The organism is Martinezella sp. CNPSo 3957 (assembly GCF_057784395.1).
This window is the reverse complement of record NZ_JBXSOU010000008.1, coordinates 66,610-88,732: the sequence shown is the minus strand read 5'-3', so window position 1 is coordinate 88,732 and position 22,123 is coordinate 66,610. Positions and strand designations below refer to the sequence as shown.

Genomic DNA, 22,123 nt, shown 5'->3' with positions numbered 1-22,123 from the left:
GACGCCGCCGCTGCCTACCGCAAATCGGGAGTCTGGTCAAACAGGCGCTTGTGGGCGCTGATGGCGTAAGTGTCCGTCATGCCGGCAAGATAGTCGCCGACATGCCTTGCCTTGGGGGCGATCGCCAACCCGGCAATATGATCGACCCAGTAATGGCTCTGCATCTGCCTGGGATTTTCCATATAGGCGCGGAAAAGGTCCGTGACGATCTGCGCCGCGCCCGCACGGATGCGCATGATGTCGGGATGACGGTAGATGCGCTTGAACAGCATCTGTTTGATCAGCTTGTCGGTTTCGGCCATCTCGGGCGAGAAGGTCGCGATGATCCGTCCGGCAGCCCGAATGTCGGCCACATTGCGGGGCTTGATTTCAGCGAGCGCCTGCTGCGAAACGGCGATCACATCCTCCACCATGCGGGTGATCTGCCGGCGCATGATTTCGTTCGTGAAGCGGCTCGCCTCCAGATGCGGGTAACGTGCTCTCACTTCGGTCATCAGCTTGGCAAGAAACGGCACCTCCTCCAGCATGTCGAACGTCAAATAGCCGGAGCGCAAGCCGTCATCGATGTCGTGCGTATTGTAAGCGATGTCATCCGCGATCGCGGCGACCTGCGCTTCAAGGCTGGCATAGGAGGCGATTTCGAGGTCGTGGATCTCGCAATAATCGAGGATCGGCCGCGGCACCGGACCTTGGATGCCCTTGCCATCAGGCGTCATCAGCGGTCCATTGTGCTTCACCAGGCCCTCAAGCGTTTCCCAGGTGAGGTTGAGTCCGTCGAAATCAGCATAACGGCGCTCAAGCTTGGTGACGATGCGCAGGGATTGGGCGTTGTGATCGAAGCCGCCATAGGGCAGCAGCACCTCATGCAGTGCATCCTCGCCCGTATGACCGAAAGGCGTGTGGCCGAAATCGTGGACAAGTGCCACCCCCTCCGCCAGATCCTCATCCAGCTTCAGGGCTCGCGCCAGGGCGCGGGCGATCTGCGCCACCTCGATCGTATGCGTCAGCCGAGTGCGGTAATGGTCGCCATCCTGAGCGATGAAGACCTGCGTCTTATGCTTCAACCGCCGGAAGGCGGTCGCATGGACGATCCGGTCGCGGTCGCGCTGGAATTCGGAGCGTGTCGGGCTTGACCCTTCTTCGTAAAGCCGTCCGCGCGATTCCCAGGGATTCGTTGCATAGGCTGCCTTTTCCCCGTACCCGAAACCCAATGCATGCGTATCAATCGTCATTATCAATCCATTTCCGGCATTTGGCTCCCGCACCGCCATCGGCGCGACAGTCGTTTCCCTGCAATCGGTCCCTGCCCGTGCCCGGCAATGCGGACATATGTCCGCTCTTCCTACATCCCGGCCCATTGACGCCGCTTTGTGGCCTTCATACCTATAGACAAGAAAACAGCAAAATGGCGTCTGGCTCAACCAGGAAACCATAGCTGTCGCCGGCCTGACTTTCATGTTAAAGGCTACGAATATCAGCCGTTTGAAAGTTCGACGGCTTAATGGTTCTCTCCGGATCTTGACCCCGGCAGGAGGAAGATATGACTGAGACAAGTGTTACCCTATCGGATGCCGCGGCCAAGCGAATCGCTGCTATCGTCGGCGCGGATGCCGGAAAGCGCGCTCTTCGCGTCGCTGTCGAAGGCGGCGGCTGTTCGGGTTTTTCCTATAAATTCGATCTCGTCGAAGGCCCCGAAGCTGACGACATCATTGTCGAAAAGAACAATGCGACCGTCCTGATCGATCAGCTGTCGCTGGTCTATATGGCAGGCTCGGAGATCGATTTTGTCGACAATCTTCTCGGCCAATCCTTTCAGATCAAGAATCCGAATGCGGTCGCAAGTTGCGGCTGCGGCACAAGTTTTGCCATCTGATCCTCACTCAGCTTTTCCACAGTTTGATGACCGGCCAGGAGCCTTCGCTTCGGGCCGGCTTTCATATGGGCTGTAGTCAAGCCGACCGGCTGCGGATACAACAGGGCGAAGCAAAGGAATGAGCCGCCCATGAAAATCGCCACCTGGAACATCAACGGCGTCAAAGCGCGTATCGAGAACCTCTGCCAGTGGCTGAAGGACTCGAACCCGGACATCGTCTGCCTGCAGGAGATCAAGACCGTCGATGAAGGATTTCCCAGGCTGGAGATTGAGGCGCTCGGCTACCATGTCGAAACGCATGGGCAAAAGGGCTTCAACGGCGTTGCGATTCTCTCGAAGACCAAGCCGGATGAGGTGACGCGCGGCTTGCCGGGGGACGATAGCGACGAACAGGCTCGCTTCATCGAAGCGGTGTTCTCCGTCGAAGGACACGGCGCCTTGCGGGTGTGCTGCCTTTATCTGCCGAACGGCAATCCGGTCGATACGGAAAAATACCCCTACAAGCTCGCCTGGATGGAGCGCCTGCGCAAATTCGCCCTGGAGCGCCTGGCCCTTGAAGAGCCCCTGATACTTGCCGGAGACTACAACGTCATCCCCGAGCCGCATGATTGTTTCGACCCCAAGGTCTGGGAGAGCGACGCACTCTTCCTGCCGCAGACGCGTCAGGCTTTCCGCCAGCTCGAACATCTCGGCTTTACCGATGCCGTACGTGCGACGACGGACGCGATCAAGCTTTACTCATTCTGGGATTACCAGGCCGGCGCCTGGCCAAAAAACAACGGTATCCGCATCGATCACCTGATGCTGTCACCGGAGGCAGCCGATCGCCTCACCGGAACGGCAATTGAGAAGCATGTGCGCGCCTGGGAAAAACCTTCCGACCACGTCCCCGTTGTCGCTCACCTGGATTTCAGCAATTAAGCTTCAATCCCGATCGGGAAAAGTTACCCGTCTCTTCCGGACGGAAGCCCGATGCAATGCCAATCAATCGGGGCCTGCGACATCGAGCTGATGAGCCATGGAAACGGCCACGCGGCGGTCGTTCTCATTGGCGATGGAGAACGCCTGCTCCTGCATGTCTTCCATCCAGCTACAGTCCTTCGGCTTGCACTTGTCGAGTGCCGCCGTCATGAAGGCCAGACCGCGAATGGATTGCCCCTCCTGGAACAAGAGATTGCCAAAAACGGCCATGGCGCCCGGATGGCCGCTCTTGCGCGCCTGGTTCAGCCATTTCTTGGCCTGCTGAACGTTGGTGGCGCCGCCCTCGCCTGATAGCATCATCTGCGCCAGCTGGAACTGTGCCTCCGGCACGCCGAAGGTGGATGCCACCTGGAAATAAAGCTGGCGGGACTGATTGAGGTCGATCTTTACGGGGCTATTGGGAATGCCGCTTTTGTAGTAGCTCGCAAGCGCCAGCAGCGCGTTGATGAAGAAACCGGTGTCTTCCGAACCTGGCTCCACGCCCTGCTGGGCGATCTCGCTATAGATCTTGAAAGCTTCGAAATCGTTCTGCGTCACGCCATCGCCATCGGCATACATGTTGGCCAGAGCCCAGCGGGAGCCGGTATGACCCTTTTCGGCGGCATACCGATAGGCTTCGACCGCCTCTTCCTTCTGCCCGTTCTTATAGGCCTTGAAGCCGAATTTGAAGAGATCGAACGGACCAGATTCCTTGGTGACGCCGGCATTGATGTCGAATGCTTTGGCTTGCCCTGCCAGCACCACCGCAGTGGCAAGAGACAGGCTGAGCATCATAACTCTCGCTGATATGAACTCGGACTTAAACATAACAGTCGATTTCTTTCGCTCCATTCGGACCTGTTACGGCGCTTGCACAAACGCCGCCAGTTTCACGAATGTTTTCCCTGATGGCGCACGAGACTGGATCGTCCTTCGAGAGGGCGGCTCCTGTGGCGTCCAACCGATGCTGTTTGCCACATTTGCGAGCATAGCTTGCAATTATGTCCAAACCAGCATTTGTCCGGCCGCAATCACGCCCCGCCGCCGAAGCAGCGTTCGCAATCGTCTTCCGATAATGGAAATCAAAGATCGTCCGGCTGACGACTTCCCTTGGCAGACAACGATTTTTCCCCCGCGTCGGAAACATCATGGCTCCGATCCCAGATTTTTGCTTATGCCAAAGTGGAAGTTCACCCATCAACCGCTTACGCACTTTCTATAAGGCTTGCCCCTATGCCTGCGTAATCGCTGCTCCCCATTTGTGGCGGGAAATGGACAAATTGTAATCTCATCACGTGGCTGCAATGTCTTGAAATAGAGTGTTGCTAATTCGTCACAAAAATTTTATCGGACTTGAGATTTCTTTAACCATAAATCAGGCAGAAGACCCGGTTTACGCTCCACTTTTCCCGATCCTATGAAAAACGTCGCGAAACCCGTGAGAGCTCGCGACGCTGGTTAAGAGATGAAGGATCGGCAGATAAGCTCCCTCAATATAAGGGTTTATCGTTAGAAGCTGACTTTCACCGATGTCTGAAGAGCGGCGACCAGGTCGTTTCCATAGCTATAGGTCGCATCATCGCCATAGGTGCCGCCGCCGCGTGTGATCGTTCCGGACCTGCCATTGGTCATCAGGCCGAGAGCGCCGCCGAAATTGAACTGAACATGCTCGGTCGCCTTGTAGGCAACGCCTGCGCCAAGGGTCCATGTATCAGAGTTCATGCCATAGCCATCGCTTGTGCCGCGATCCCAGGTCAGGCTGACGGCGCCGCTCCATTTGTCATTGAACTTGTGTCCAATGCCGCCGGTAATAGTCCAGCCGTCCTTGTACAACAGGTCAAGCGAGGTCAGCTCGGTTGGACCATTAGCCCGACAGGAGATGCTGCGCGTCGAGGTCGGGCAAAAAGCGATGCTCTGCAGAAGGCTCCAGTTTGTCCACTTGACCGAACCGAAAGCGAGCCAGTCCGGCGCGATGCCGGTCTGTATCTTCCACTCGAGGGAGTCGGGCGCATCGGCGGAACCGAAAACGGAGGTGACCTTGCCCGCAAAACCGGGACGGACGGGCGGCGGCACCTCGGTTAGGTCAACCGTGCCCTTCAGGTTGTCGTACTTGACGCGGCTGTTGTAGACGAGGCTGGTGCGGAAGGCATATTCCGGAATTTCATAGGCAACGCCTGCACGCCAGCCCCAGCCGTGGTCGTCTATGTCAAGCGAGCCCGTGCCGTTGTAAATGGCGGAGATTGGAGCCGGCGTAGCATATACGAGGCGTGACTTGTAACCGCTGACTTCCTGATAGAAGCCGCCGCCGATCAGGCGCAGCTGGCCTGGGCCTGCGTCGAACTTGTACGAGCAGGTGGCCGAATAGTTATTCGTCGTCAGCTTGACCTTGGTCTCGTCGTTTGCACCAGCCCAATTCAGGCCTTCGTTCAGATGTGCGCCAAAGGGCTGCGAATAGTCGGCCATGCAGTCGATATTGTCGGTAATGCCGATCTTGAAGCCGACATAAGGGATTGCGAAATTTTCGGACGGATCGTTCGAACGGCTACGATTATTGAGATTGCCGTTGGCCGGATTGATATCCTTCGCGTTCTTCAGCTTGCGGTCCGGCATGACATAGGTAACACCCGACTCGAAAGCGTAGCGGCCCTTGTCGAAGAGTAGATCGATGTCATAGCCGCCACGATCAAGGCCGCCCGCAAAGGCAGCGCTGGCAAAAGACGAGCTAATAACGAGTGTAAGTGCGCTCCTCAGCGCAACAGAAAATGCCATTGTATCTCCCCCACATGTGCATTCAGTGGCTTGATTGTTGCGATGATCGCGTGAATTGGCAATGTGGCGCACAAGAGCACCGGCCATGTAAGAGAGCGATTGATTTACGTAAGAAGACGAACCCCGCCTCTCAAAATCTCTTGGCGTAGGTGATTTTTTCTTCCGAAACAGCATTTTCGAGCCCCAGAGAGATTTTCATTCTTCACAGCAACAATTCTGTTACAATATGACAACAGTTTTGCTTTTCGATTGTATCAAGCACTTTATGAGTAATCTGTTTCGCCTGTGCGAAACTGGCGGCGGATCTGGGGCATAGATCCGGTTCATTCCATCGAATCGAGGCAATAGACAAAAAAGGCACGCGGCGAATACCGCATGCCTTTTTCGATTCTTCGATCTCTGTTTCCTAACGCGACGCCGATGTCTCAGCTTCGATTGCGACGCTTTTCACATTTGGTCGCACATCCGCCTTTGAGCGAAAACATTGGTTTATGCAAATGCCTCTCAGCCGGCTTCGCTTACCCGGGCCAGCGCCACCTTGAGGCTCGACTGTTGCCCCTCGAGTTCGCCAAGACGCTCGCGCTCGGCAGCGACGACGTCCGGATTGGCATTGGCAACGAACTTTTCGTTCGAAAGCTTGCCGGTAATGCGGGCGATCTCCTGGTCGTTCTTGGCAATTGCCTTTTCGAGACGCGCCTTCTCTGCCGAGAGATCGATGAGGTTGCCGAGCGGGAGGCAGACGGTCGCCTCGCCGATGACGATCTGGGCGGCACCCTTGGGTGCGGTATCGGCTAGCGAAACCGATTCCACGCGCGCCAGCCGCTTGATGGCGGCGTCATGACGGAACAGGCGCTCGCGCGTCAGGCTGTTGGCATCGACAACGACCAGCGGTGCCGTTGCAGCCGGCGGCACGTTCATTTCCGAGCGAACGGAACGAATGCCGGAGACCAGATCGATCAGCCAATTGATTTCATCGGCGGCGACATTGTCGGCATAGGACGGTGCCGGCCAATCCGCATGGCAGATCAGGCCGTCGCGTTCCCTGCCCTCGCCCGCCGTATGAGCCCAGAGCTCCTCGGTCATGAAGGGCATGAATGGATGCAGCAGCTTGTAGGTCTCTTCGAGCACATAGGCTGCACAAGATTGTGCCTCCGCCTTGGCGCCTTCATCTTCGCCATTAAAGATCGGCTTCAACAGCTCGAGATACCAATCGCAGAACTGGTTCCAGATGAAGCGATAGAGAGCGCCTGCCGCATCATTGAAGCGGAAGCTTTCCAGCGCCTCGGTCACGTCACGCTCTGCACGCGCCAGCTCCGTCAGGATCCAGCGGTTGACGGTGAGCTCTGCGGCTTCCGGCACGAAATGCGGATCGCTCTTAGCGCCGTTCATTTCGGCAAAGCGCGTCGCGTTCCAAAGCTTGGTGCCGAAATTGCGGTAGCCGGCGATACGGGCAGGATCGAGCTTCACGTCGCGACCTTGCGCGGCCATGATCGCCAGCGTGAAACGCAGCGAATCGGCGCCGTACTGATCGATCAGCTCAAGAGGATCGATGACGTTGCCCTTGGACTTCGACATCTTCTGCCCGTTCTTGTCGCGCACCAGGGCGTGAACATAGACCGTGTTGAACGGCTCGACAGGCTCACCACCCTCGTCCTTCATGAAGTGAAGACTCATCATCATCATGCGGGCAACCCAGAAGAAGATGATATCGAAGCCGGTGACGAGGACGTTCGTCGGATAGTAGCGTGCCAATTCCGGCGTCTCATCCGGCCAGCCGAGCGTCGAGAAAGGCCAAAGCGCCGACGAGAACCACGTGTCGAGCACGTCTTCGTCGCGCGTCAGGATTTCGCCCGGCTTGAAGTTCTCCAGCAGGTCCTCGACATAGGCCTTCATCGGCCCTTCATGCGACAGATAATGCTGGATCGCGGCCTGCAGTGCCTCTTCCTCGGTCTTTTCGACGAAGACCTGGCCATCGGGACCATACCAGGCCGGAATCTGATGGCCCCACCACAGCTGACGGGAAACGCACCATGGCTGGATGTTTTCCATCCAGTCGTAATAGGTCTTATCCCAGCTTTTCGGAACGAGCTTCGTGCGCCCTTCGCGGACCGAGGCGATCGCCGGTTCGGCGAGCGTCTTGGCGTCGACATACCACTGTTCCGTCAGGCGCGGCTCAATCGGCACGCCGCCACGGTCGCCATGCGGAACCATGTGCTTGTGTGGCTCGATCTTGTCCAGCAGGCCCGATTCCTCGAAAATGCGGACGATGATCTTGCGCGCCTCGAAGCGGTCCTTGCCTTCCAGCTCGTCCCAGGCCCCGTGCAGGGCTGCAGGGTTGTCGAGACCTTCAAGGAAATCCTCGTTGTCCTTGATGGTGATGGTCGCTTCCGGCGTCAGAATGTTGACAACGCGCAGGCCGCGGCGCTTGCCGACGTCGAAGTCGTTGAAATCATGCGCAGGCGTCATCTTGACCGCGCCCGTTCCGGCCGTCGGATCCGGATATTCGTCGGCAACGATCGGGATGCGGCGACCGACGATCGGCAGGATGACATGCTTGCCGACGAGCGGCTTGTAGCGTTCGTCTTCCGGATTAACGGCAACGCCGGTATCGCCGAGCATGGTTTCGGGACGCGTGGTGGCGACGACGAGATAATCGCGCGTTTCCCACTCCGTCGGTTTGCCCTCTTCGTCGAACGCAATCGGATGCTGATAGGTGACGCCGGGTTCCAGCGGATAACGCAGGTACCAGAGATTGCCGTTGACCTCGTGCTGTTCGACTTCGATGTCCGAAATTGCGGTCAGCATCTTCGGATCCCAGTTGACCAGCCGCTTGTCGCGATAGATCAGACCTTCCTTGTAGAGTGTGACGAAGACTTCGAGAACGGCCTTTGACAGGCCCTCGTCCATGGTAAAGCGCTCGCGCGACCAGTCGCAGGATGCGCCGAGGCGCTTCAGCTGGTTGAAGATCAACCCGCCCGACTCGTCCTTCCACTCCCAGACCTTCTGGATGAAGGCTTCGCGTCCCATCTTGTGGCGATCCGGCTGCTGCCGTTCGGCGAGACGGCGTTCGACGACCATCTGCGTGGCGATGCCGGCATGGTCCATGCCCGGCTGCCAGAGAACGTCCTTGCCGCGCATGCGCTCGAACCGCACCATGATGTCCTGCAGCGTGTTGTTCAGCGCATGGCCCATGTGCAGCGAACCGGTCACGTTCGGCGGCGGTATGACGATCGTGAAGGTTTCCGCGCCCGGCTTGGCGTTCGCGCCGGCGCGAAAGGCGTCGGCCTCATCCCATTTTTGGGCGATCTTCGGTTCGACGGTGGCGGAATCATATGTTTTGTCGAGCATTTTAGGACCGGATCTAGAGGACTGAGTGATGCGGGTTGTAAATAGGATGGCTGTGGGCAAGTCAATAAAAAAGCCGCCCCGGAGCCCGGAGCGGCGGATCGGCTACCCGAAGCTCAGGCTGGTCAGCGGCGCGAACCGCGAGCCACCCTTTCAATTTCCTCACGCACGAGGCGCTCCACAAGAGTCGGCAAATTATCGTCGAGCCATTCCTGCAGCATCGGGCGCAGCATCTCCTGGGCCAACTCGTCAAGGGAGCGGCGCGGACCGCCGTCCACGATGGCGGCCAACTCCTCGAACGAGCGGGAAACCTGTGCGCCGGCGGCTTCCGACAGCAGTGGAGACACAGACACGGCCTGGGCCGATGGCAGGGACGCTTCCACTTCCATGGCAACGGCTGGTTCCGGCGCCTCAAAAATAGGTGCCTCGACGGGTGCTGCGACCTGAGGCGCCGTAGAAGCAGCCATTGGCCTCTGCGCTTCCATCTCAGGTTCACCCTCGGCCACCGCCCGCATAACAGGCTGAGCGACCGGTGCGGCAACATCTGCAATGGCCTGTCTCAGAGGGACATCGGCGATCGGCTCGACATGCACCTCGGCGAGGCGTGCGGCTATGGCCGGCGGCAGCTCGCGCGGCTGCGGCTCCCGCCCGGCATTCAGCAAGGCGGCGGTATTGCGTTCGGAGGCAGCGCGCACGCGCGCTGCAACATCGGCCAGCGATAGACCGCGGCCTGCAGCTTCTGGCTCGACAGCAGGCACCTGCGAATTTGCCGCAACGAAACGCGGATCCTGCTCGGCAGCGCGTGCGCGATCGGCGGCGGCGAATTCTTCATCCACAGTCAATTGAATGTCGTCGTCACGCACGCCGGAGCCGGCAAAATGCGTCACGGGGGTCGGCTTGGCACCTACGGGTTCGTTGCTTTCGATGATCCTGCGGATCGACGCCAGAATTTCTTCCATGGACGGTTCACGCACTACATTTGGCTGAGCCATATTCATCCCCGTTTTCCCATATTCGACGACCGGAAACTCGCACCATAAACTCGCCAGGCGGCACCCGAATCAGGGCCACCCTAGATGACTGTCTTCGGGAACAAAATCACCTGAAAAGCACTAAACCCGGTGATGCACAGTTTTGTTACGATCACGACGAATCGCTCTGCTAAGCGTGATTCTGCCACAGGGCGCGACAATAAAAAACAGGCACCCGAAGGCGCCTGTCGCAAACTCAATCATCGGACCGTTCAGGAAATCAGAAGACGAATTCCTTGGCCTTGGCAAAGCCCGGCAGCGGCTTGATCGAGGCGTTGAAGAAGACATTTTCCGAAAACGCACCGCGTTCGCGCATGAAAACGGTGGCGCGGGCGGCATGGCCGTAGCCGATAACGGTGATAAGGCGGCCATCTTCGCCGAGCTGGTCCAGCAGGCCCTGCGGCAATTGTTCGATCGAACCGTTGAGGAAAATCACATCATAGGGTGCATCGGCGGCATGACCCTTTTCAAGGTCTCCGCCAACGACGGTCACATTGTCGTAGCCAAGCGCGGCAAGATTAGCCTTCGCCTGAGCCGCGAGCTCCTCGTTGGATTCAAGCGCGATAACCTTACCGGCGAGAAGCGACAGGACGGCGGACACATAACCCGTGCCGCAGCCGACATCGAGAACCTTGTCATCCTTAGTAATGGCGCCGAGCTGCAGCAACTTTGCGAGCGGCGAGGCTTCCATCAGGAAACGGCCAGGAGCGACCTCGATATCGCAATCGACATAGGCCAGGAGCTTCGACTTCTCCGGTACGAAATTTTCGCGCGGCACGGCGAAAAATGCATTCAACACGGAATGGGAGGTGACATCCGTCGTCCGGATCTGGTTCTCGACCATCTTCACGCGCGCTGCTTCGAAATCCATCTTATCCTCTTGCGCCCTTGGTGCCAGAACGAGCTGGCTCTGCTTTCTGTTACGCGTGTCTTAATCGCCTGACGCCGCGCTTTCAAGGCATTGCGGCAACAGCCGCAGAGATTCATGGCGAGGCGTCGCCGACGAACAACAATTGACATCCGCAAATACAAGTCAGCTACGAGTCAGCGCCCTGCATCCGGGATATGCGACATCTTACGGATGCGCCACGCTCCGGACCGGGACACCCGTTAGCAAAATGTTAACTTCGCGCGACCACGCTTCAATGCGTTGGACCCGTGTGGTGACCAATCGACCTTCCGGCCCGAAGCCATTCGGCCCAGATATGAAATTTGAATAGAAGGTGGCTGGGATGCCTGTTTCTCTCGTTCTTTTCGTCGTAACGTCGCTGCCGCTGGTGGTTTTTCTGGCCGCGAGTCTTTCCTCGATGATGTAGGTTTTCCGAATGAGGCTTTCGCTCTTCGCCGCAGCGCTTCTCCTTCTCCTGCCCCAAGTCGCGTTGAGCGAGGAAACATCAAGCGAGGACGAGGCGAAGGACACAGCCCCAATCATCGGACATGTCGTTACCGGAAAGCAGCTCGACGAATGGTGCGAAGAGGACCGAACGCTCGCTTCGGTCTATATTCAGGGCATTCTCGACGAGGCCCAGCGAACGAAGAACCTGACGATCCGGGCCACGAAGCAGACGCCTAAGAACTCGTCGCGCTACGAGCGCTACCTTCAACAGTTCGTGGGCGCTTTCTGTCTGCCGCCCGAGCTCAGCAATACAAAGGCAACGACGATAGCCTGCAAATGGATGGCGGAGCACTCCTGGCAACTGGAACGGCCCGCCAGTTCTCTGATCGCGCGCGCCTACAAATTCGCCTTTCCATGCCTTGAGGAATAGGCCCGCCAGCAAGGCCCGATATTCCATGCGGCAACGCCGCTGCGGACATGTCCCAAATTTTCGAGCACCAATCCAGGTGACGGCCCTGTCCGCCAATATTGCGAACCGAATGCACGGCGGAGACGATCTTGCGAGAGAGGATTGCCATCAAGTGGAGAACACCGTGCGCGATACACGAAAGCACAGCCTCGCATCTCCGTTGACAAATACTAAGTACAGCTTATAATTAGCATGCTGAATTTGATTGACCTCTAGTCCAGCAAAAGGCGGCCCAGTTTTTTCCCTAGACTGGACCGCTTTTGCTTTTAATGGATCGCGAATTCACTGGCACATATTCGCCAGGCTGTAACCGGCGAGACCGAGCCGTTTACAGCTGCCGCGGCTGAAGCTCCGCAACGCCTAATCAGTGCAGGTTACTCTGTCGGACGACATGTTGAAGCTGATGAAATGATGGGCTTCCGAGGCCATCCGCCACATCCTTTGCGACCGGCTTATTCGTCATGGGATATTTGCAGGAGTGACTCGACAGGCGCCCCTCGCTCTGGTTGAATTGCTGCGGGGACATAGGGGTATTTCATGAACTATAGATTGCTTTCGACCGCTGCATTGGCGGTTCTCTCCGCTTGCGCCACGCCACCAAAGACAACCGTTTTCAAGAACAGCGAGACGTTCGCTCTCACTAAGGATCAGGCATGGGAGAAGCTGATAGCGTTCTTCACCAGCAACAACGTCCAAATCAAGACTATCGAGAAGGACAGTGGCGTAATTTATGCCGAGCGGTCTGGTGTTGATACGGCGTATGCAGATTGCGGCCAAGGTGGTTTAGCAGTCGATGTTAGCCGCTCCGGAACGCTGAACGTTTTTGTTCGAGAAGTGTCCAAAGGTAAAATCCAGGTGACCGTGAACACCGATTTTAAGATTATGCGCCAATTTGACGGACAGCCCATTGTGGGAGAATGCAAATCGACGGGCTTGATTGAGCGTGGCATTCTCGGGAGCATGGGAGTGCCAGCCTCGTAACACGGCTATTTTGCGCTTCGCTCTGTCTTATCGACTCAGCTTCACCTGCAATCTCTGCCACGTACCGGCTATGGTGGAGCCGTTCCGTATTCAGACAGAAGCTCATCACGCCATAAGCTATCAAGGGTCTCGGGAACCGCGATTTGAAGTGGTTTACACAAGCCGACCCTCCGTATTGCACCGCGCATTCAATTCCAAAAGGCCTGGCGACCGACCAAGCGCATAACGGCGCCAGCGATTCGATGCTCGAAGCTATGTTCGGCTGGAAGGATGGCAGGACGCCCAAGATCTATAACTGGAATGCAGGGAGCTCGCCTTGCACGACTGACTGTCAACACGATTGATTGGGAGCGGATGGGAGCGAAACTGCTAGCGGCAGATGGGTGAAAACGAGCACGGACTGCCGCACCTTACCAAACGGTATGGTTCTAGTTGCGACACCTGAATAGAAATGCAGGAAAACTCAAATAGATAAGTGACTCTCTTGAGTAGAGTGGAGGCCTCGCCCGGAATCGAACCGGGGTGCAAGGATTTGCAGTCCTCTGCGTAACCACTCCGCCACGAGGCCATCCGAAAGCAATTTGCGTTGTGGTGGCGCGGATTTAGAATGATCCAAAGAAAACCGCAAGAGGGTTCATTCCGAATCCTGTCCTTTTTTCATTCCGAAAAGATATTTGCTCATGCGGGCGAGCAAAATGCCGACCCCCTCGGCCTTAACGCGCGGCTCGGTTTCAGGCCGACGGGACACGCCCGATATAGACAATCAGAGGCGCCTACCCGATCCTTCCTTTGCATCGGCAAAGACCGACTGCAACATGAGGCGCAGCTGCCTACAACGGGCGAACCCGGATGCTCTGCCAATCGCCCCGAATTATCGCGAACCAACCGGGTCTTAGGAGCAAAAGAACATTGCCGATTAGGGGGATCGTCACCCGTCCGAAGGTGCGGTTGATGCCAGCCCATTCAGGTAGGTTATAGGCACCTAAGGTAGATGCTAGAATTAGTACTACCGGTTTGTACGCCACCCACAGACCGGACAGTGCCGCGTCCGACGAGACTACGCCCCCAGTAATGTCGTCGGACGCACCACGGCCAGATAGCTGCAATCGCAACGAGGTGGAATGCCAGACGAGCTGTCATCTTCTCCGCTATAGGATGATGCTCAGTTTTTCCACCCGACAATTATTTCAACACTCATGGCTCGGTAAAATGTCTCGGGGTCACCACCCACATCGGGCCGCCGCCGCCTCTAGCGCGCGGAGGCGTAAACGCTTTTCTTGTTCGTGGAACAAAGCCTATTCAGGTGCGATCCAACGGCGTTGTGGTCGCGGAGGCTCCGCGAATTGCGTCATTTTTGCAACAACGTCGGATTTCAAGTAGTACACATATAGTTCCATACCCTTAGTATCTTGCCAAATCACCGAAGCGGGTTCAGGAAATAGTTCGCGAGGCTTATTACTTCGCACCTACTGATAGGGAACATGAACGGGATGGGGTTGGGCACGTCGTTTTTCGGCGCGATATCTCATGCCCAATCAAGAAAGATTGGAGTTATTATGAACATCAAGAGCCTTCTTCTCGGCTCCGCTGCTGCGCTTGCAGCAGTATCCGGTGCTCACGCGGCTGATGCGATCGTAGCAGCTGAGCCGGAGCCGCTGGAATACGTCCGCATCTGCGACGCTTACGGTGCTGGTTACTTCTTCATCCCGGGCACCGAAACCTGCCTCAAGATCGGCGGCAAGGTACGTACCGAAGGTGAGTGGTACAACGCCTACAACCGTGACAGCCATCAGGGCACGCTGTGGCATACGCGCGCCGAACTGAACGTCGATACCGCAACCGACACTGAATACGGTCCGCTGAAGACCGAAACCATCGTTCGCTGGGACTGGAACGATGGCGGCTCCACCTCCACCAACCTGCTGTGGTCTTACATCAGCCTCGGCGGCTTTACGGTTGGTAAGAAGGACTCGCAGTACAACCTGTACATCGGCTACGCCGGCGACGTCATCAACGACGACGTGATCTATGACGGCCCGTACGAACTGAACCAGCTGACCTATGAATATGACGGTGGCAACGGCTTCTCGGCTGTGATCTCGCTTGAAGATTCCAATTCTGCTACGACCGGTTCGGCATCTTATGGTGCAAGCTGGTGGACGGACGACAGGACGAACCACTACGCTCCGGACGTCGTTGCCGGTGCCGGCTTCAAGTCCGGCGCATGGGGCTTCAAGGTTGTCGGCGGTTATGACTCGATCGTCGAAGAAGGCGCCATCAAGGCTCGTATCGATGCTGACTTTGGCGCATTCACGGCCTTCTTGATGGGCGGCTGGAACACCGACGGCGACAAGCTCAACAAGTATGCCGGCACCAACCAGGACGTCTCCGCCTGCACGGCGCCGAACGGCACCGTCAACGCATCGAAGTGCGGCTGGGGTGACTGGGCTGTCTGGGGCGGCGTCGGCGTTCCTGTCAACGATAAGCTGAAGTGGAACCTGCAGCTTGCTTACAGCGACTCGAAGATCTTCGAAGCAACCACGAACCTGAAGTTCAACCCGGTCAAGAACCTCCTGGTCGAGCCGGAACTGACTTACGTTCACTATGACTATGCCCACGACGACACTGTTTCGGGCATCCTGCGCTTCGAACGCAACTTCTAACCTGATCAGACTTGACCTCCGATCAGAGAAGGAAGGGGGCCGGCTTTCCCTGCCTGCCCCCTTTTTTATTGTAGCACCCGCAATCAGCGGCTCCTCCTGCAATCAATACGCGTGTCACAAGGATCTCCAGTCAACGAAAAGGGGAACCTAGTCGCCGCCCTGACGTTTAGCGATGAAAAGGGACATGGCTGAATACAGGAGTTGGAAACTTGAAACACCACCTTGCTTCACTCGCCTTGAGCGTGACGCTGGCTATAGGCTCCGCGCTACCCGCCGCCCTGCCCGCGATGGCCGCGCCGCCGAGCAGTCCATCTATATCGCGAGCGTCGGATCTTATTTTTGTGCAAGAGCAAGGATCGCGCCGATGGGGCGATGACGACCGTCCCCGCTGGCGTGATCGCGACCGTCCCCACTGGCGTGATCGCGATCGCCGTCACTGGCATGGTGACCGCGGCTGGGATCGCCGCCGCCATTGGGATGACGGATGGCGGGACGACCGTCGCTATCATCATCGCCGCCATGGCGGCGTGATATTCGAGATTCGGCCTTAGTGCGGCCGGTTGCCTTATCGGAATGATACCTGCCGAGCTCACGCCGGACACAAGGTAGGCGGCGGGTCACTTCCAGGAATAACACAAACAATAAGGCCGCCACCGGAACTCCGGCGGCGGCCTTATTGTTTTAAGAGGAATCCGCGCCGCTTCCTAGCGCTTCCGATCAGCGGCAGACGCGCACATGGCGGATAACCCAGCGTCCATGAACCTTGCGCTTTACCTTCTTTACATGACAGCGATGATGATGGTGCTGATGATAATGACGATGATGCATCGGAGCAGCCTCGGACGGCACGCTGAAGGCAAAGACGGACGCCACAGCTACTGCAGAAGCAAGAATCAGATTTTTCATGTCGAACCTCTAAAGCATTGGGGGACTATGCTGCGCAGATCGCGCATTACGTTCATGTGCCGCATCGCATTAACGGCACATGAACATGCGCTCACATTCGCGAGAGCAACCATACCTTGAACTAATTTTTTCAGAAATACCACATATACCAGCCCGGAATTCGGCTCCCCAAGCTCTTGCAGCTCGTTGATGTCTCATGTTGGAACAATCCCTTTAGCCCGCTATCATTCGCGGTTGCCGCCGAGATAAGTTGCGGCGCAAGATACTGTTATTGCACCGCAAAAAACTGCAAGTGAGGCCCGGGCCGACTTTCAGCCACTCACCGAACGTAGGGGCAGCAGGCACCGAATACGTTCATCCCGAAGATAGAGACCACCCCACGCCATGATGCCGAGCAATAAACTGATAAGTTGTGGTGGAGAACCGATTTCTCCGAGACGTAAATGGGTGCAAATGGCACCGCCGAAGAAGCCGGTCGCAAGGATCGCTCCAAGAACCGCGGTGCGCGGAATTGCGTAAAGAGCAACGCTGACGAGGATGATCAAACCCACCACCGTAGCCAGATTAGCGGGAAAGCCCGTCTCCGCCATCTGCGGGCCAATCAATGACGGCACCAAGAGATCGACAGCCGCATCGGCCGCTAATGCAAGAATTACGATCGCGCTCAGAATCCAGCCCAGCGCCACCCCACCACGAAAGCTCGTATTCTCAGCCATTTTATCCCCAATCCGCCGAATTTGGCCGATATCCCCGAATTGCCCGCCGGCATTGGTGCCTGGCTGACAAGTGGCGGCAATCTGGCATGAATGGGAAAGACAGGTCAACGAAGATGCGGTGATCGAACCGAACGAGCCTCCGCGGAAATCACTACCGCGAGACAGATGCAATAAAACTGCAAAAATGCGCTGCTATAAGCCCGGCCACATTGACCAGCCTTGAGAACCGCAGAAGCGGAACTACATCCAACCGAGCGCTCTAGCGCCGTTATCTACTTCAGTTCTGTGGAAAAAAGTGGCTCCCCGGGCCGGATTCGAACCGGCGACCTGTCGATTAACAGTCGAATGCTCTACCGCTGAGCTACCAGGGAATGCGCTTGGCGCGGTGTGAGCGGGGTAATACAAATGCTTTCCCGATTTGCCAAGCGGTTTTTTCAAAAAAAATGAATTCTCTTGCATTATTTCCTCCCGCCACCATTTCCTGTGGATGACCGATCAAAGCAAAACGACAGCAAATGCCGATCGGAATGGCCGGAAAACCCGCCGTTTTGGCATTGATCCCGCGACCCGCGAGCTGGTTTTCGGCTCTGTGAGAATCCCCCTGCCCCGATCGCGCCTTGCCCGCGTCGGCGTAGGGATAGCGCTGATTTTCGGCGGACTGCTCGGCTTCTTGCCGGTGCTCGGTTTCTGGATGCTGCCATTGGGCTTCATCGTGCTCTCGCACGATATGCCCATGGTGCGCCGCTGGCGCCGCCGCTTCGCCGTATGGTGGACGCGAAAACGCCGCCCGGCAAACTAACTCTTTTATCCTATCCCGCGCGAACTGGCCGAGCCGGATTGCCGACAACAGTGGCACCGGCGGCAACATCCCTGGTGACCACCGCGCCGGCGCCGATGATCGCGCCATCGCCTACCATAATGCCGCCGACGAGGATCGCTCCACCGCCGATCCAGACGCTTCTACCTATCGTTACCGGCCGTGCGATCTCCATGCCCGCTCCGCGCAATTCAGCGTCCTTATGATGTTCGGCACAATAGATATGGACGCCCGGCCCCAGCATGCTGCCTTCGCCGATGCGGACGCTGGCGCTGTCGAGGATGGTGCAGCCGGCATTCATGTAGACTCGGCGGCCGAGCGAGATATTGATTCCATAGGAGCAATGAAACGGCGCCTCGATGAAGACGCTCTCGCCGATCTCGGCAAAGAGCGCAGACAAAGCCGGCGCAAGATTGCCGCGCTGGGCGGGCGGCATTGTATTATGTGCATGCACAGCCTCGCGTGCCTGCCAGCGCAAGGCATCGAGTTCCGGATCGAAACAACAGTACCACTCCCCCGCCGCCATTTTCTGCCGCTCGCCGAGACCCATATTCTCATTCCTCTAATGCCTTCCAAACGTCCCGGCGGCGATCTTGCAACACCGCCCGGGGCAGAGGCAAGGAAGACCATCGCGCCTTCTTGATCGCACTGCAATCTATGGGTGAACGTGCGCAGCCCACATCCCTTGATTAGCAAAACCTCAAATGCACGATCCTGCAATGAACGCTGCTCCATTGAGCCGCTGCCCTTGTGAAAAAGCCCGTCAATGCGGGATTCTTGCCCACAACAAACTGTCACACAGCTTGTCTATAACCCGCGCTACCGCGGACTTGCGCAAGACCACCGGTTCCGAGCTTTCAAAAGGAAATAGGGATATGTCGAAACTTAAAAATTACATTTCTGCCGCCGCCGCTGGCGTCATGAGCGTCGCTCTGGCGATGCCGGCTGCAGCAGCTCCGGTCAAGTTCGATTTCTGGTTCGGTCTGTCGGGCGACCTTGAGCGCGTCGTTCAGACGCTCTGCAAGAACTTCAACGATTCCCAAAAGGATTATGAAGTCTCCTGCGTCAGCCAGGGTAACTATGACGCCGCCCTGCAGAACACCATCGCCGCCTTCCGCGCCGGCAAGCAGCCCGCAATCGTTCAGGTCTACGATGCCGGCACTGCGACCATGATGCTCTCCGGTGCCTATTATCCGGCCGGCAAGCTGATGTCCGAAAACGGTTACAAGATCGACTGGAACGACTATTTCCCCGGCATTGCACGCTACTATGCAACGTCGAAGGGCGAGCTGCTCTCCTTCCCGTTCAACTCCTCGACCGCCCTGCTTTACTGGAACAAGGACTCCTTCGCGAAGATCGGCAAGACTGCCGCTCCGAAGACCTGGGAAGAAGCCGCCGAAGACATGAAGGCGCTTAAGGGTGCCGGCTATGATTGCCCGATGGCCATCAACATCTCCGGCAACGAAAGCTGGCAGCTGATGGAACAGTTCTCTGCCATCCACAATCAGCCGATCGCCACAAAGAATAACGGCTATGATGGCCTCGACGCCCGCCTTGAGGTCAACAAGACCAAGTTCGTCAAATATGTGACCGACCTCAAAAGCTGGTACGATCAGGGCCTCATCAAGATCAAGTCCAAGGACCTCGGCCAGGACATGGTTCAGGCCTTTGCAGCGGGCGATTGCCAGATGATCATGACCTCGGTCGGCGACCACGGCACGGTTGGCAAGACGCAGAAAGCCGGCATGAACTGGGATGTTGCCGAGCTTCCGGTCTATGCCGGCACCGAGCGCAAGAATTCGCTGGTCGGCGGCGCTTCGCTTTGGGTTCTCTCCGGCAAGTCGGCTGACGAATACAAGGGCGCCGCTGCGTTCCTGAACTTCATCCACGACCCCAAGACCGCTCTCTTCTGGTCGACCAATACCGGCTACATCCCGGTTACGAATTCCGGTTTTGAATTCATGAAGTCCTCCGGCTTCTACGACAAGGCTCCCTATAAGGGCCGCGAAGTCGCCATCGCCAGCTTGACCGCTTCCGAGCCGACCCCGATTACCCGCGGTATCCGTCTCGGCAACTTCACGCAGATCCGCGCTGAATTCGGCAACCAGATGCAGGCCATCTTTGCCAACAAGGTCAGCGTCCAGGAAGGCATCGACAATCTCGCCAAGAACGGCAATGCCGTGCTCGAGCGCTTCGAAGCCACCTACAAGGGCAAGCAGCTGCCGTAAGCAGCAGAACTCGTGCCACGCAGCGTCCGTCGGGGTTTCCCGGCGGACGTTCGTTATGAGGGCAAGAGTGCCATCGGAATTCCAAGCCGGAAGAGACAATGGAAAAGCGAGTAACTTTCAACAAGTGGAGCGTCGGCATCCTGTTCGCAGTGCCGCAGCTGCTCCTAATCTTCACCTTTTTCTATTGGCCGGCCGGTCAGGCGATCTTCTGGTCCCTAACGCTGCAGCAGCCCTGGGGCGGCGGCAATATCTGGGTGGGGCTCGATAATTTCAGATCCATCCTTGCCAATTCCGACTACTGGAACTCGGTCACGATCAGCATCGCCTTCGCAGCCATCAGCACCGCGATTTCCATGGTGGTCGCGCTGATCCTCGCTGCACTGACCGACCGGCAGCTGCGGGGCTCGAAAATCTACCGTGTCGTGCTCATCTGGCCTTACGGCATCGCTGCTCCCGCATCGGCCATGGCCTTCCGCTTCATCCTGGCGCCTGAAGCCGGCTTCATGTCCATCGTCAATCACTATTGGCCGGGATTTTGGGATCCGGGTCTCGATGGCAACGCCGCCATGGCCTCGGTCATCGCCGCCTTCTCCTGGAAATATATCGGCTACAGCTTCATCTTCTTTCTCGCCGCCTTCCAGGCCATTCCACGCTCGCTGATCGAAGCGGCCGCCATGGACGGCTCCGGCGTGCTCCGCCGCTTCTGGGATATCCAGTTCCCGTTGATCACGCCGACGATCTTCTTCCTGCTCGTCATCAACATCACCGAAAGCTTCCAGGATTCATTCGGCATCGTCGACATCATGACATCGGGCGGCCCGCACAACTCGACCAACCTCATGGTCTACAAGATCTATTCAGACGGCTTCAAAGGTCTCGATTTTTCCGGGGCGGCGGCGCAAAGCATCATTCTCATGCTGCTGATCGTCTTGCTGACCATCTTCCAGTTCCGCTTCATCGAGAAGCGCGTGCATTACCGTTGAGGCTGACATGATCGAGCGCACCCCCATCCTTAATTTCTTCACTCATCTGATCCTGTTCATCGGCTTCATCATCGCCGTAGGCCCGCTGGCTATCGTCGCCATTGCGGCATCGCATAACATCGCCGACGTCAACAAAGTGCCGATGTCGCTGATCCCCGGCTCGGATTTCTGGGCCAACATGAAGACGGCCTGGACGACCGCCAATCTTGGCCCCAAGCTGCTGAACAGCCTGATCTTCGCCACCGGCGTTGCGGTGGGCAAGGTGCTCATTTCGGCGATAACGGCCTTCTCCCTGGTCTATTTCCGCTATCCTGGGCGCCATTTTATTTTTTGGCTGATCTTCATAACGCTCATGCTCCCGCTCGAAGTGCGTATCGTGCCGACCTATGCCGTTGCCGCCAACGTCCTGTCACCCTACCAGGGGCTGCTCGACCTCACCGGCATCACATGGCTCATCGCAAAGCTTACGGGCATCGAAGTCTCGCTGAACCTCGGGCTGCTCAATTCCTATCCCGGCCTGATCCTACCGTTGATCGCCACGGCGACCGGTACGTTCCTCTATCGCCAGTTCTTTCTGACGATACCGGATGAGCTGACGGAAGCCGCTCGCATGGACGGCGCCGGTGCGCTGCGCTTCTTCATCGATATCCTGATGCCGCTGTCGCGCACCAATATGGCTGCCCTCGGCACCATCATGTTCCTCTGGGCCTGGAATCAGTATCTCTGGCCGTTGCTCGTCACCACCGATCCGGCGCATGCAACCGCCGTGACCGAACTCAAGCAGCTCATCCCGAACATCGGCGGCCTTCCGGAATGGCACATCGCTATGGCCGGCACGCTGATCGTCATGCTGCCACCGCTGGCCGTCGTCGTGCTGATGCAGCGCTGGTTCGTTCGTGGGCTGATCGCAACCGAGAAGTAATCTCGTTTCTTGCCGCGCCGCATTTGCGGGCGCGGCTGTCCCCTGCGATCGAGTATTCATCTGTATCGTGCCGGAATATCCCCACGCAAACCCAACTTGCACTTAAACTCAGTCGACCTCAGAC

At 57.4% G+C, this 22,123-nt stretch carries 19 protein-coding genes and 2 tRNA genes; 10 read left to right on the top strand and 11 right to left on the bottom strand.

The features are described from left to right. Positions 1–14: 14 nt before the first annotated feature. Entirely contained in the window at positions 15–1,232 is a 1,218-nt protein-coding gene (locus AC13QE_RS19260; RefSeq protein WP_488484877.1) for a deoxyguanosinetriphosphate triphosphohydrolase, read from the bottom strand. Positions 1,233–1,540: 308 nt separating this feature from the next. On the opposite strand from AC13QE_RS19260, the gene erpA reads away from it, so the two are divergent. After that, positions 1,541–1,873, top strand: a complete 333-nt coding sequence (erpA, locus tag AC13QE_RS19255; RefSeq protein WP_015339680.1) for an iron-sulfur cluster insertion protein ErpA — start codon at positions 1,541–1,543, stop codon at positions 1,871–1,873. A 129-nt stretch (positions 1,874–2,002) separates the two neighbouring features. Next, a complete protein-coding gene (gene xth / locus AC13QE_RS19250; RefSeq protein WP_488484876.1) occupies positions 2,003–2,794 on the top strand; it encodes an exodeoxyribonuclease III in 792 nt (263 codons plus the stop codon). 63 nt (positions 2,795–2,857) lie between these two features. Here xth and exoR read toward each other — a convergent pair whose 3' ends face one another. The 5 genes from exoR to AC13QE_RS19225 all read right to left on the bottom strand — a co-directional run bounded on the left by exoR (position 2,858) and on the right by AC13QE_RS19225 (position 10,849). Beyond that, positions 2,858–3,661, bottom strand: a complete 804-nt coding sequence (exoR, locus tag AC13QE_RS19245) for an exopolysaccharide production regulator ExoR (RefSeq protein ID WP_112338273.1) — start codon at positions 3,659–3,661, stop codon at positions 2,858–2,860. A gap of 681 nt (positions 3,662–4,342) precedes the next feature. Further along, a complete protein-coding gene (locus AC13QE_RS19240) occupies positions 4,343–5,602 on the bottom strand; it encodes an OmpP1/FadL family transporter (RefSeq protein ID WP_488484875.1) in 1,260 nt (419 codons plus the stop codon). 504 nt (positions 5,603–6,106) lie between these two features. Beyond that, complete coding sequence (locus AC13QE_RS19235; RefSeq protein WP_488484874.1) at positions 6,107–8,950, bottom strand: valine--tRNA ligase; 2,844 nt, start codon at positions 8,948–8,950, stop codon at positions 6,107–6,109. A 122-nt stretch (positions 8,951–9,072) separates the two neighbouring features. Then, complete coding sequence (locus AC13QE_RS19230; protein ID WP_488484873.1) at positions 9,073–9,945, bottom strand: PopZ family protein; 873 nt, start codon at positions 9,943–9,945, stop codon at positions 9,073–9,075. Between the two features lie 253 nt (positions 9,946–10,198). Continuing rightward, the gene (locus tag AC13QE_RS19225) at positions 10,199–10,849 is read right to left on the bottom strand and encodes a protein-L-isoaspartate O-methyltransferase family protein (RefSeq protein ID WP_112610129.1); all 651 of its coding nucleotides are present in this window, start codon (positions 10,847–10,849) and stop codon (positions 10,199–10,201) included. A 454-nt stretch (positions 10,850–11,303) separates the two neighbouring features. On the opposite strand from AC13QE_RS19225, the gene AC13QE_RS19220 reads away from it, so the two are divergent. Both AC13QE_RS19220 and AC13QE_RS19215 read left to right on the top strand, forming a co-directional pair. After that, a complete protein-coding gene (locus AC13QE_RS19220; protein ID WP_112338269.1) occupies positions 11,304–11,744 on the top strand; it encodes a Rap1a/Tai family immunity protein in 441 nt (146 codons plus the stop codon). A gap of 576 nt (positions 11,745–12,320) precedes the next feature. Continuing rightward, positions 12,321–12,764 carry a hypothetical protein gene (locus AC13QE_RS19215; RefSeq protein ID WP_488484872.1) on the top strand — a complete coding sequence of 148 codons (444 nt, stop codon included), beginning with the start codon at positions 12,321–12,323 and terminating at the stop codon, positions 12,762–12,764. Between the two features lie 494 nt (positions 12,765–13,258). Here the strand turns inward: AC13QE_RS19215 and AC13QE_RS19210 are convergent. Further along, positions 13,259–13,332 (bottom strand) — tRNA-Cys (locus AC13QE_RS19210). A 988-nt stretch (positions 13,333–14,320) separates the two neighbouring features. On the opposite strand from AC13QE_RS19210, the gene AC13QE_RS19205 reads away from it, so the two are divergent. Continuing rightward, on the top strand, positions 14,321–15,427 hold the full coding sequence (locus tag AC13QE_RS19205; RefSeq protein WP_459459144.1) for a porin: 1,107 nt from the start codon (positions 14,321–14,323) through the stop codon (positions 15,425–15,427). 339 nt (positions 15,428–15,766) lie between these two features. Continuing rightward, complete coding sequence (locus AC13QE_RS19200; RefSeq protein WP_488484871.1) at positions 15,767–15,958, top strand: hypothetical protein; 192 nt, start codon at positions 15,767–15,769, stop codon at positions 15,956–15,958. A gap of 186 nt (positions 15,959–16,144) precedes the next feature. On the opposite strand, the gene AC13QE_RS19195 is transcribed toward AC13QE_RS19200, so the two are convergent. The 3 genes from AC13QE_RS19195 to AC13QE_RS19185 all read right to left on the bottom strand — a co-directional run bounded on the left by AC13QE_RS19195 (position 16,145) and on the right by AC13QE_RS19185 (position 17,420). After that, positions 16,145–16,333, bottom strand: a complete 189-nt coding sequence (locus AC13QE_RS19195; protein ID WP_488484870.1) for a hypothetical protein — start codon at positions 16,331–16,333, stop codon at positions 16,145–16,147. 311 nt (positions 16,334–16,644) lie between these two features. Next, positions 16,645–17,049 (bottom strand): DoxX family protein, encoded by a 405-nt coding sequence (locus tag AC13QE_RS19190; protein ID WP_488484869.1) that lies wholly within the window; start codon positions 17,047–17,049, stop codon positions 16,645–16,647. A 296-nt stretch (positions 17,050–17,345) separates the two neighbouring features. Further along, positions 17,346–17,420: transfer RNA gene (locus AC13QE_RS19185), tRNA-Asn, on the bottom strand. A gap of 116 nt (positions 17,421–17,536) precedes the next feature. On the opposite strand from AC13QE_RS19185, the gene AC13QE_RS19180 reads away from it, so the two are divergent. After that, entirely contained in the window at positions 17,537–17,848 is a 312-nt protein-coding gene (locus AC13QE_RS19180; RefSeq protein ID WP_488485008.1) for a hypothetical protein, read from the top strand. Between the two features lie 10 nt (positions 17,849–17,858). Here AC13QE_RS19180 and AC13QE_RS19175 read toward each other — a convergent pair whose 3' ends face one another. Beyond that, complete coding sequence (locus AC13QE_RS19175; RefSeq protein ID WP_488484868.1) at positions 17,859–18,416, bottom strand: sugar O-acetyltransferase; 558 nt, start codon at positions 18,414–18,416, stop codon at positions 17,859–17,861. Between the two features lie 325 nt (positions 18,417–18,741). On the opposite strand from AC13QE_RS19175, the gene AC13QE_RS19170 reads away from it, so the two are divergent. From AC13QE_RS19170 to AC13QE_RS19160, 3 genes are all read left to right on the top strand, one after another. Continuing rightward, positions 18,742–20,094, top strand: coding sequence for an extracellular solute-binding protein (locus tag AC13QE_RS19170; protein WP_132716454.1), 1,353 nt, complete (start codon positions 18,742–18,744; stop codon positions 20,092–20,094). Positions 20,095–20,192: 98 nt separating this feature from the next. Further along, positions 20,193–21,077, top strand: a complete 885-nt coding sequence (locus AC13QE_RS19165; RefSeq protein WP_132716453.1) for an ABC transporter permease subunit — start codon at positions 20,193–20,195, stop codon at positions 21,075–21,077. A gap of 7 nt (positions 21,078–21,084) precedes the next feature. Continuing rightward, positions 21,085–21,999 (top strand): ABC transporter permease subunit, encoded by a 915-nt coding sequence (locus AC13QE_RS19160; protein ID WP_488484867.1) that lies wholly within the window; start codon positions 21,085–21,087, stop codon positions 21,997–21,999. The last annotated feature ends 124 nt before the right edge of the window (positions 22,000–22,123 follow it).

Bases quoted from the DNA above. Each gene is read 5' to 3' on its own strand.
- AC13QE_RS19260 (WP_488484877.1), bottom strand. From the start codon at position 1,232: ATGACGATTGATACGCATGCATTGGGTTTCGGGTACGGGGAAAAGGCA.
- erpA (WP_015339680.1), top strand. From the start codon at position 1,541: ATGACTGAGACAAGTGTTACCCTATCGGATGCCGCGGCCAAGCGAATC.
- xth (WP_488484876.1), top strand. From the start codon at position 2,003: ATGAAAATCGCCACCTGGAACATCAACGGCGTCAAAGCGCGTATCGAG.
- exoR (WP_112338273.1), bottom strand. From the start codon at position 3,661: ATGTTTAAGTCCGAGTTCATATCAGCGAGAGTTATGATGCTCAGCCTG.
- AC13QE_RS19240 (WP_488484875.1), bottom strand. From the start codon at position 5,602: ATGGCATTTTCTGTTGCGCTGAGGAGCGCACTTACACTCGTTATTAGC.
- AC13QE_RS19235 (WP_488484874.1), bottom strand. From the start codon at position 8,950: ATGCTCGACAAAACATATGATTCCGCCACCGTCGAACCGAAGATCGCC.
- AC13QE_RS19230 (WP_488484873.1), bottom strand. From the start codon at position 9,945: ATGAATATGGCTCAGCCAAATGTAGTGCGTGAACCGTCCATGGAAGAA.
- AC13QE_RS19225 (WP_112610129.1), bottom strand. From the start codon at position 10,849: ATGGATTTCGAAGCAGCGCGCGTGAAGATGGTCGAGAACCAGATCCGG.
- AC13QE_RS19220 (WP_112338269.1), top strand. From the start codon at position 11,304: ATGAGGCTTTCGCTCTTCGCCGCAGCGCTTCTCCTTCTCCTGCCCCAA.
- AC13QE_RS19215 (WP_488484872.1), top strand. From the start codon at position 12,321: ATGAACTATAGATTGCTTTCGACCGCTGCATTGGCGGTTCTCTCCGCT.
- AC13QE_RS19205 (WP_459459144.1), top strand. From the start codon at position 14,321: ATGAACATCAAGAGCCTTCTTCTCGGCTCCGCTGCTGCGCTTGCAGCA.
- AC13QE_RS19195 (WP_488484870.1), bottom strand. From the start codon at position 16,333: ATGAAAAATCTGATTCTTGCTTCTGCAGTAGCTGTGGCGTCCGTCTTT.
- AC13QE_RS19190 (WP_488484869.1), bottom strand. From the start codon at position 17,049: ATGGCTGAGAATACGAGCTTTCGTGGTGGGGTGGCGCTGGGCTGGATT.
- AC13QE_RS19180 (WP_488485008.1), top strand. From the start codon at position 17,537: ATGACCGATCAAAGCAAAACGACAGCAAATGCCGATCGGAATGGCCGG.
- AC13QE_RS19175 (WP_488484868.1), bottom strand. From the start codon at position 18,416: ATGGGTCTCGGCGAGCGGCAGAAAATGGCGGCGGGGGAGTGGTACTGT.
- AC13QE_RS19170 (WP_132716454.1), top strand. From the start codon at position 18,742: ATGTCGAAACTTAAAAATTACATTTCTGCCGCCGCCGCTGGCGTCATG.
- AC13QE_RS19165 (WP_132716453.1), top strand. From the start codon at position 20,193: ATGGAAAAGCGAGTAACTTTCAACAAGTGGAGCGTCGGCATCCTGTTC.
- AC13QE_RS19160 (WP_488484867.1), top strand. From the start codon at position 21,085: ATGATCGAGCGCACCCCCATCCTTAATTTCTTCACTCATCTGATCCTG.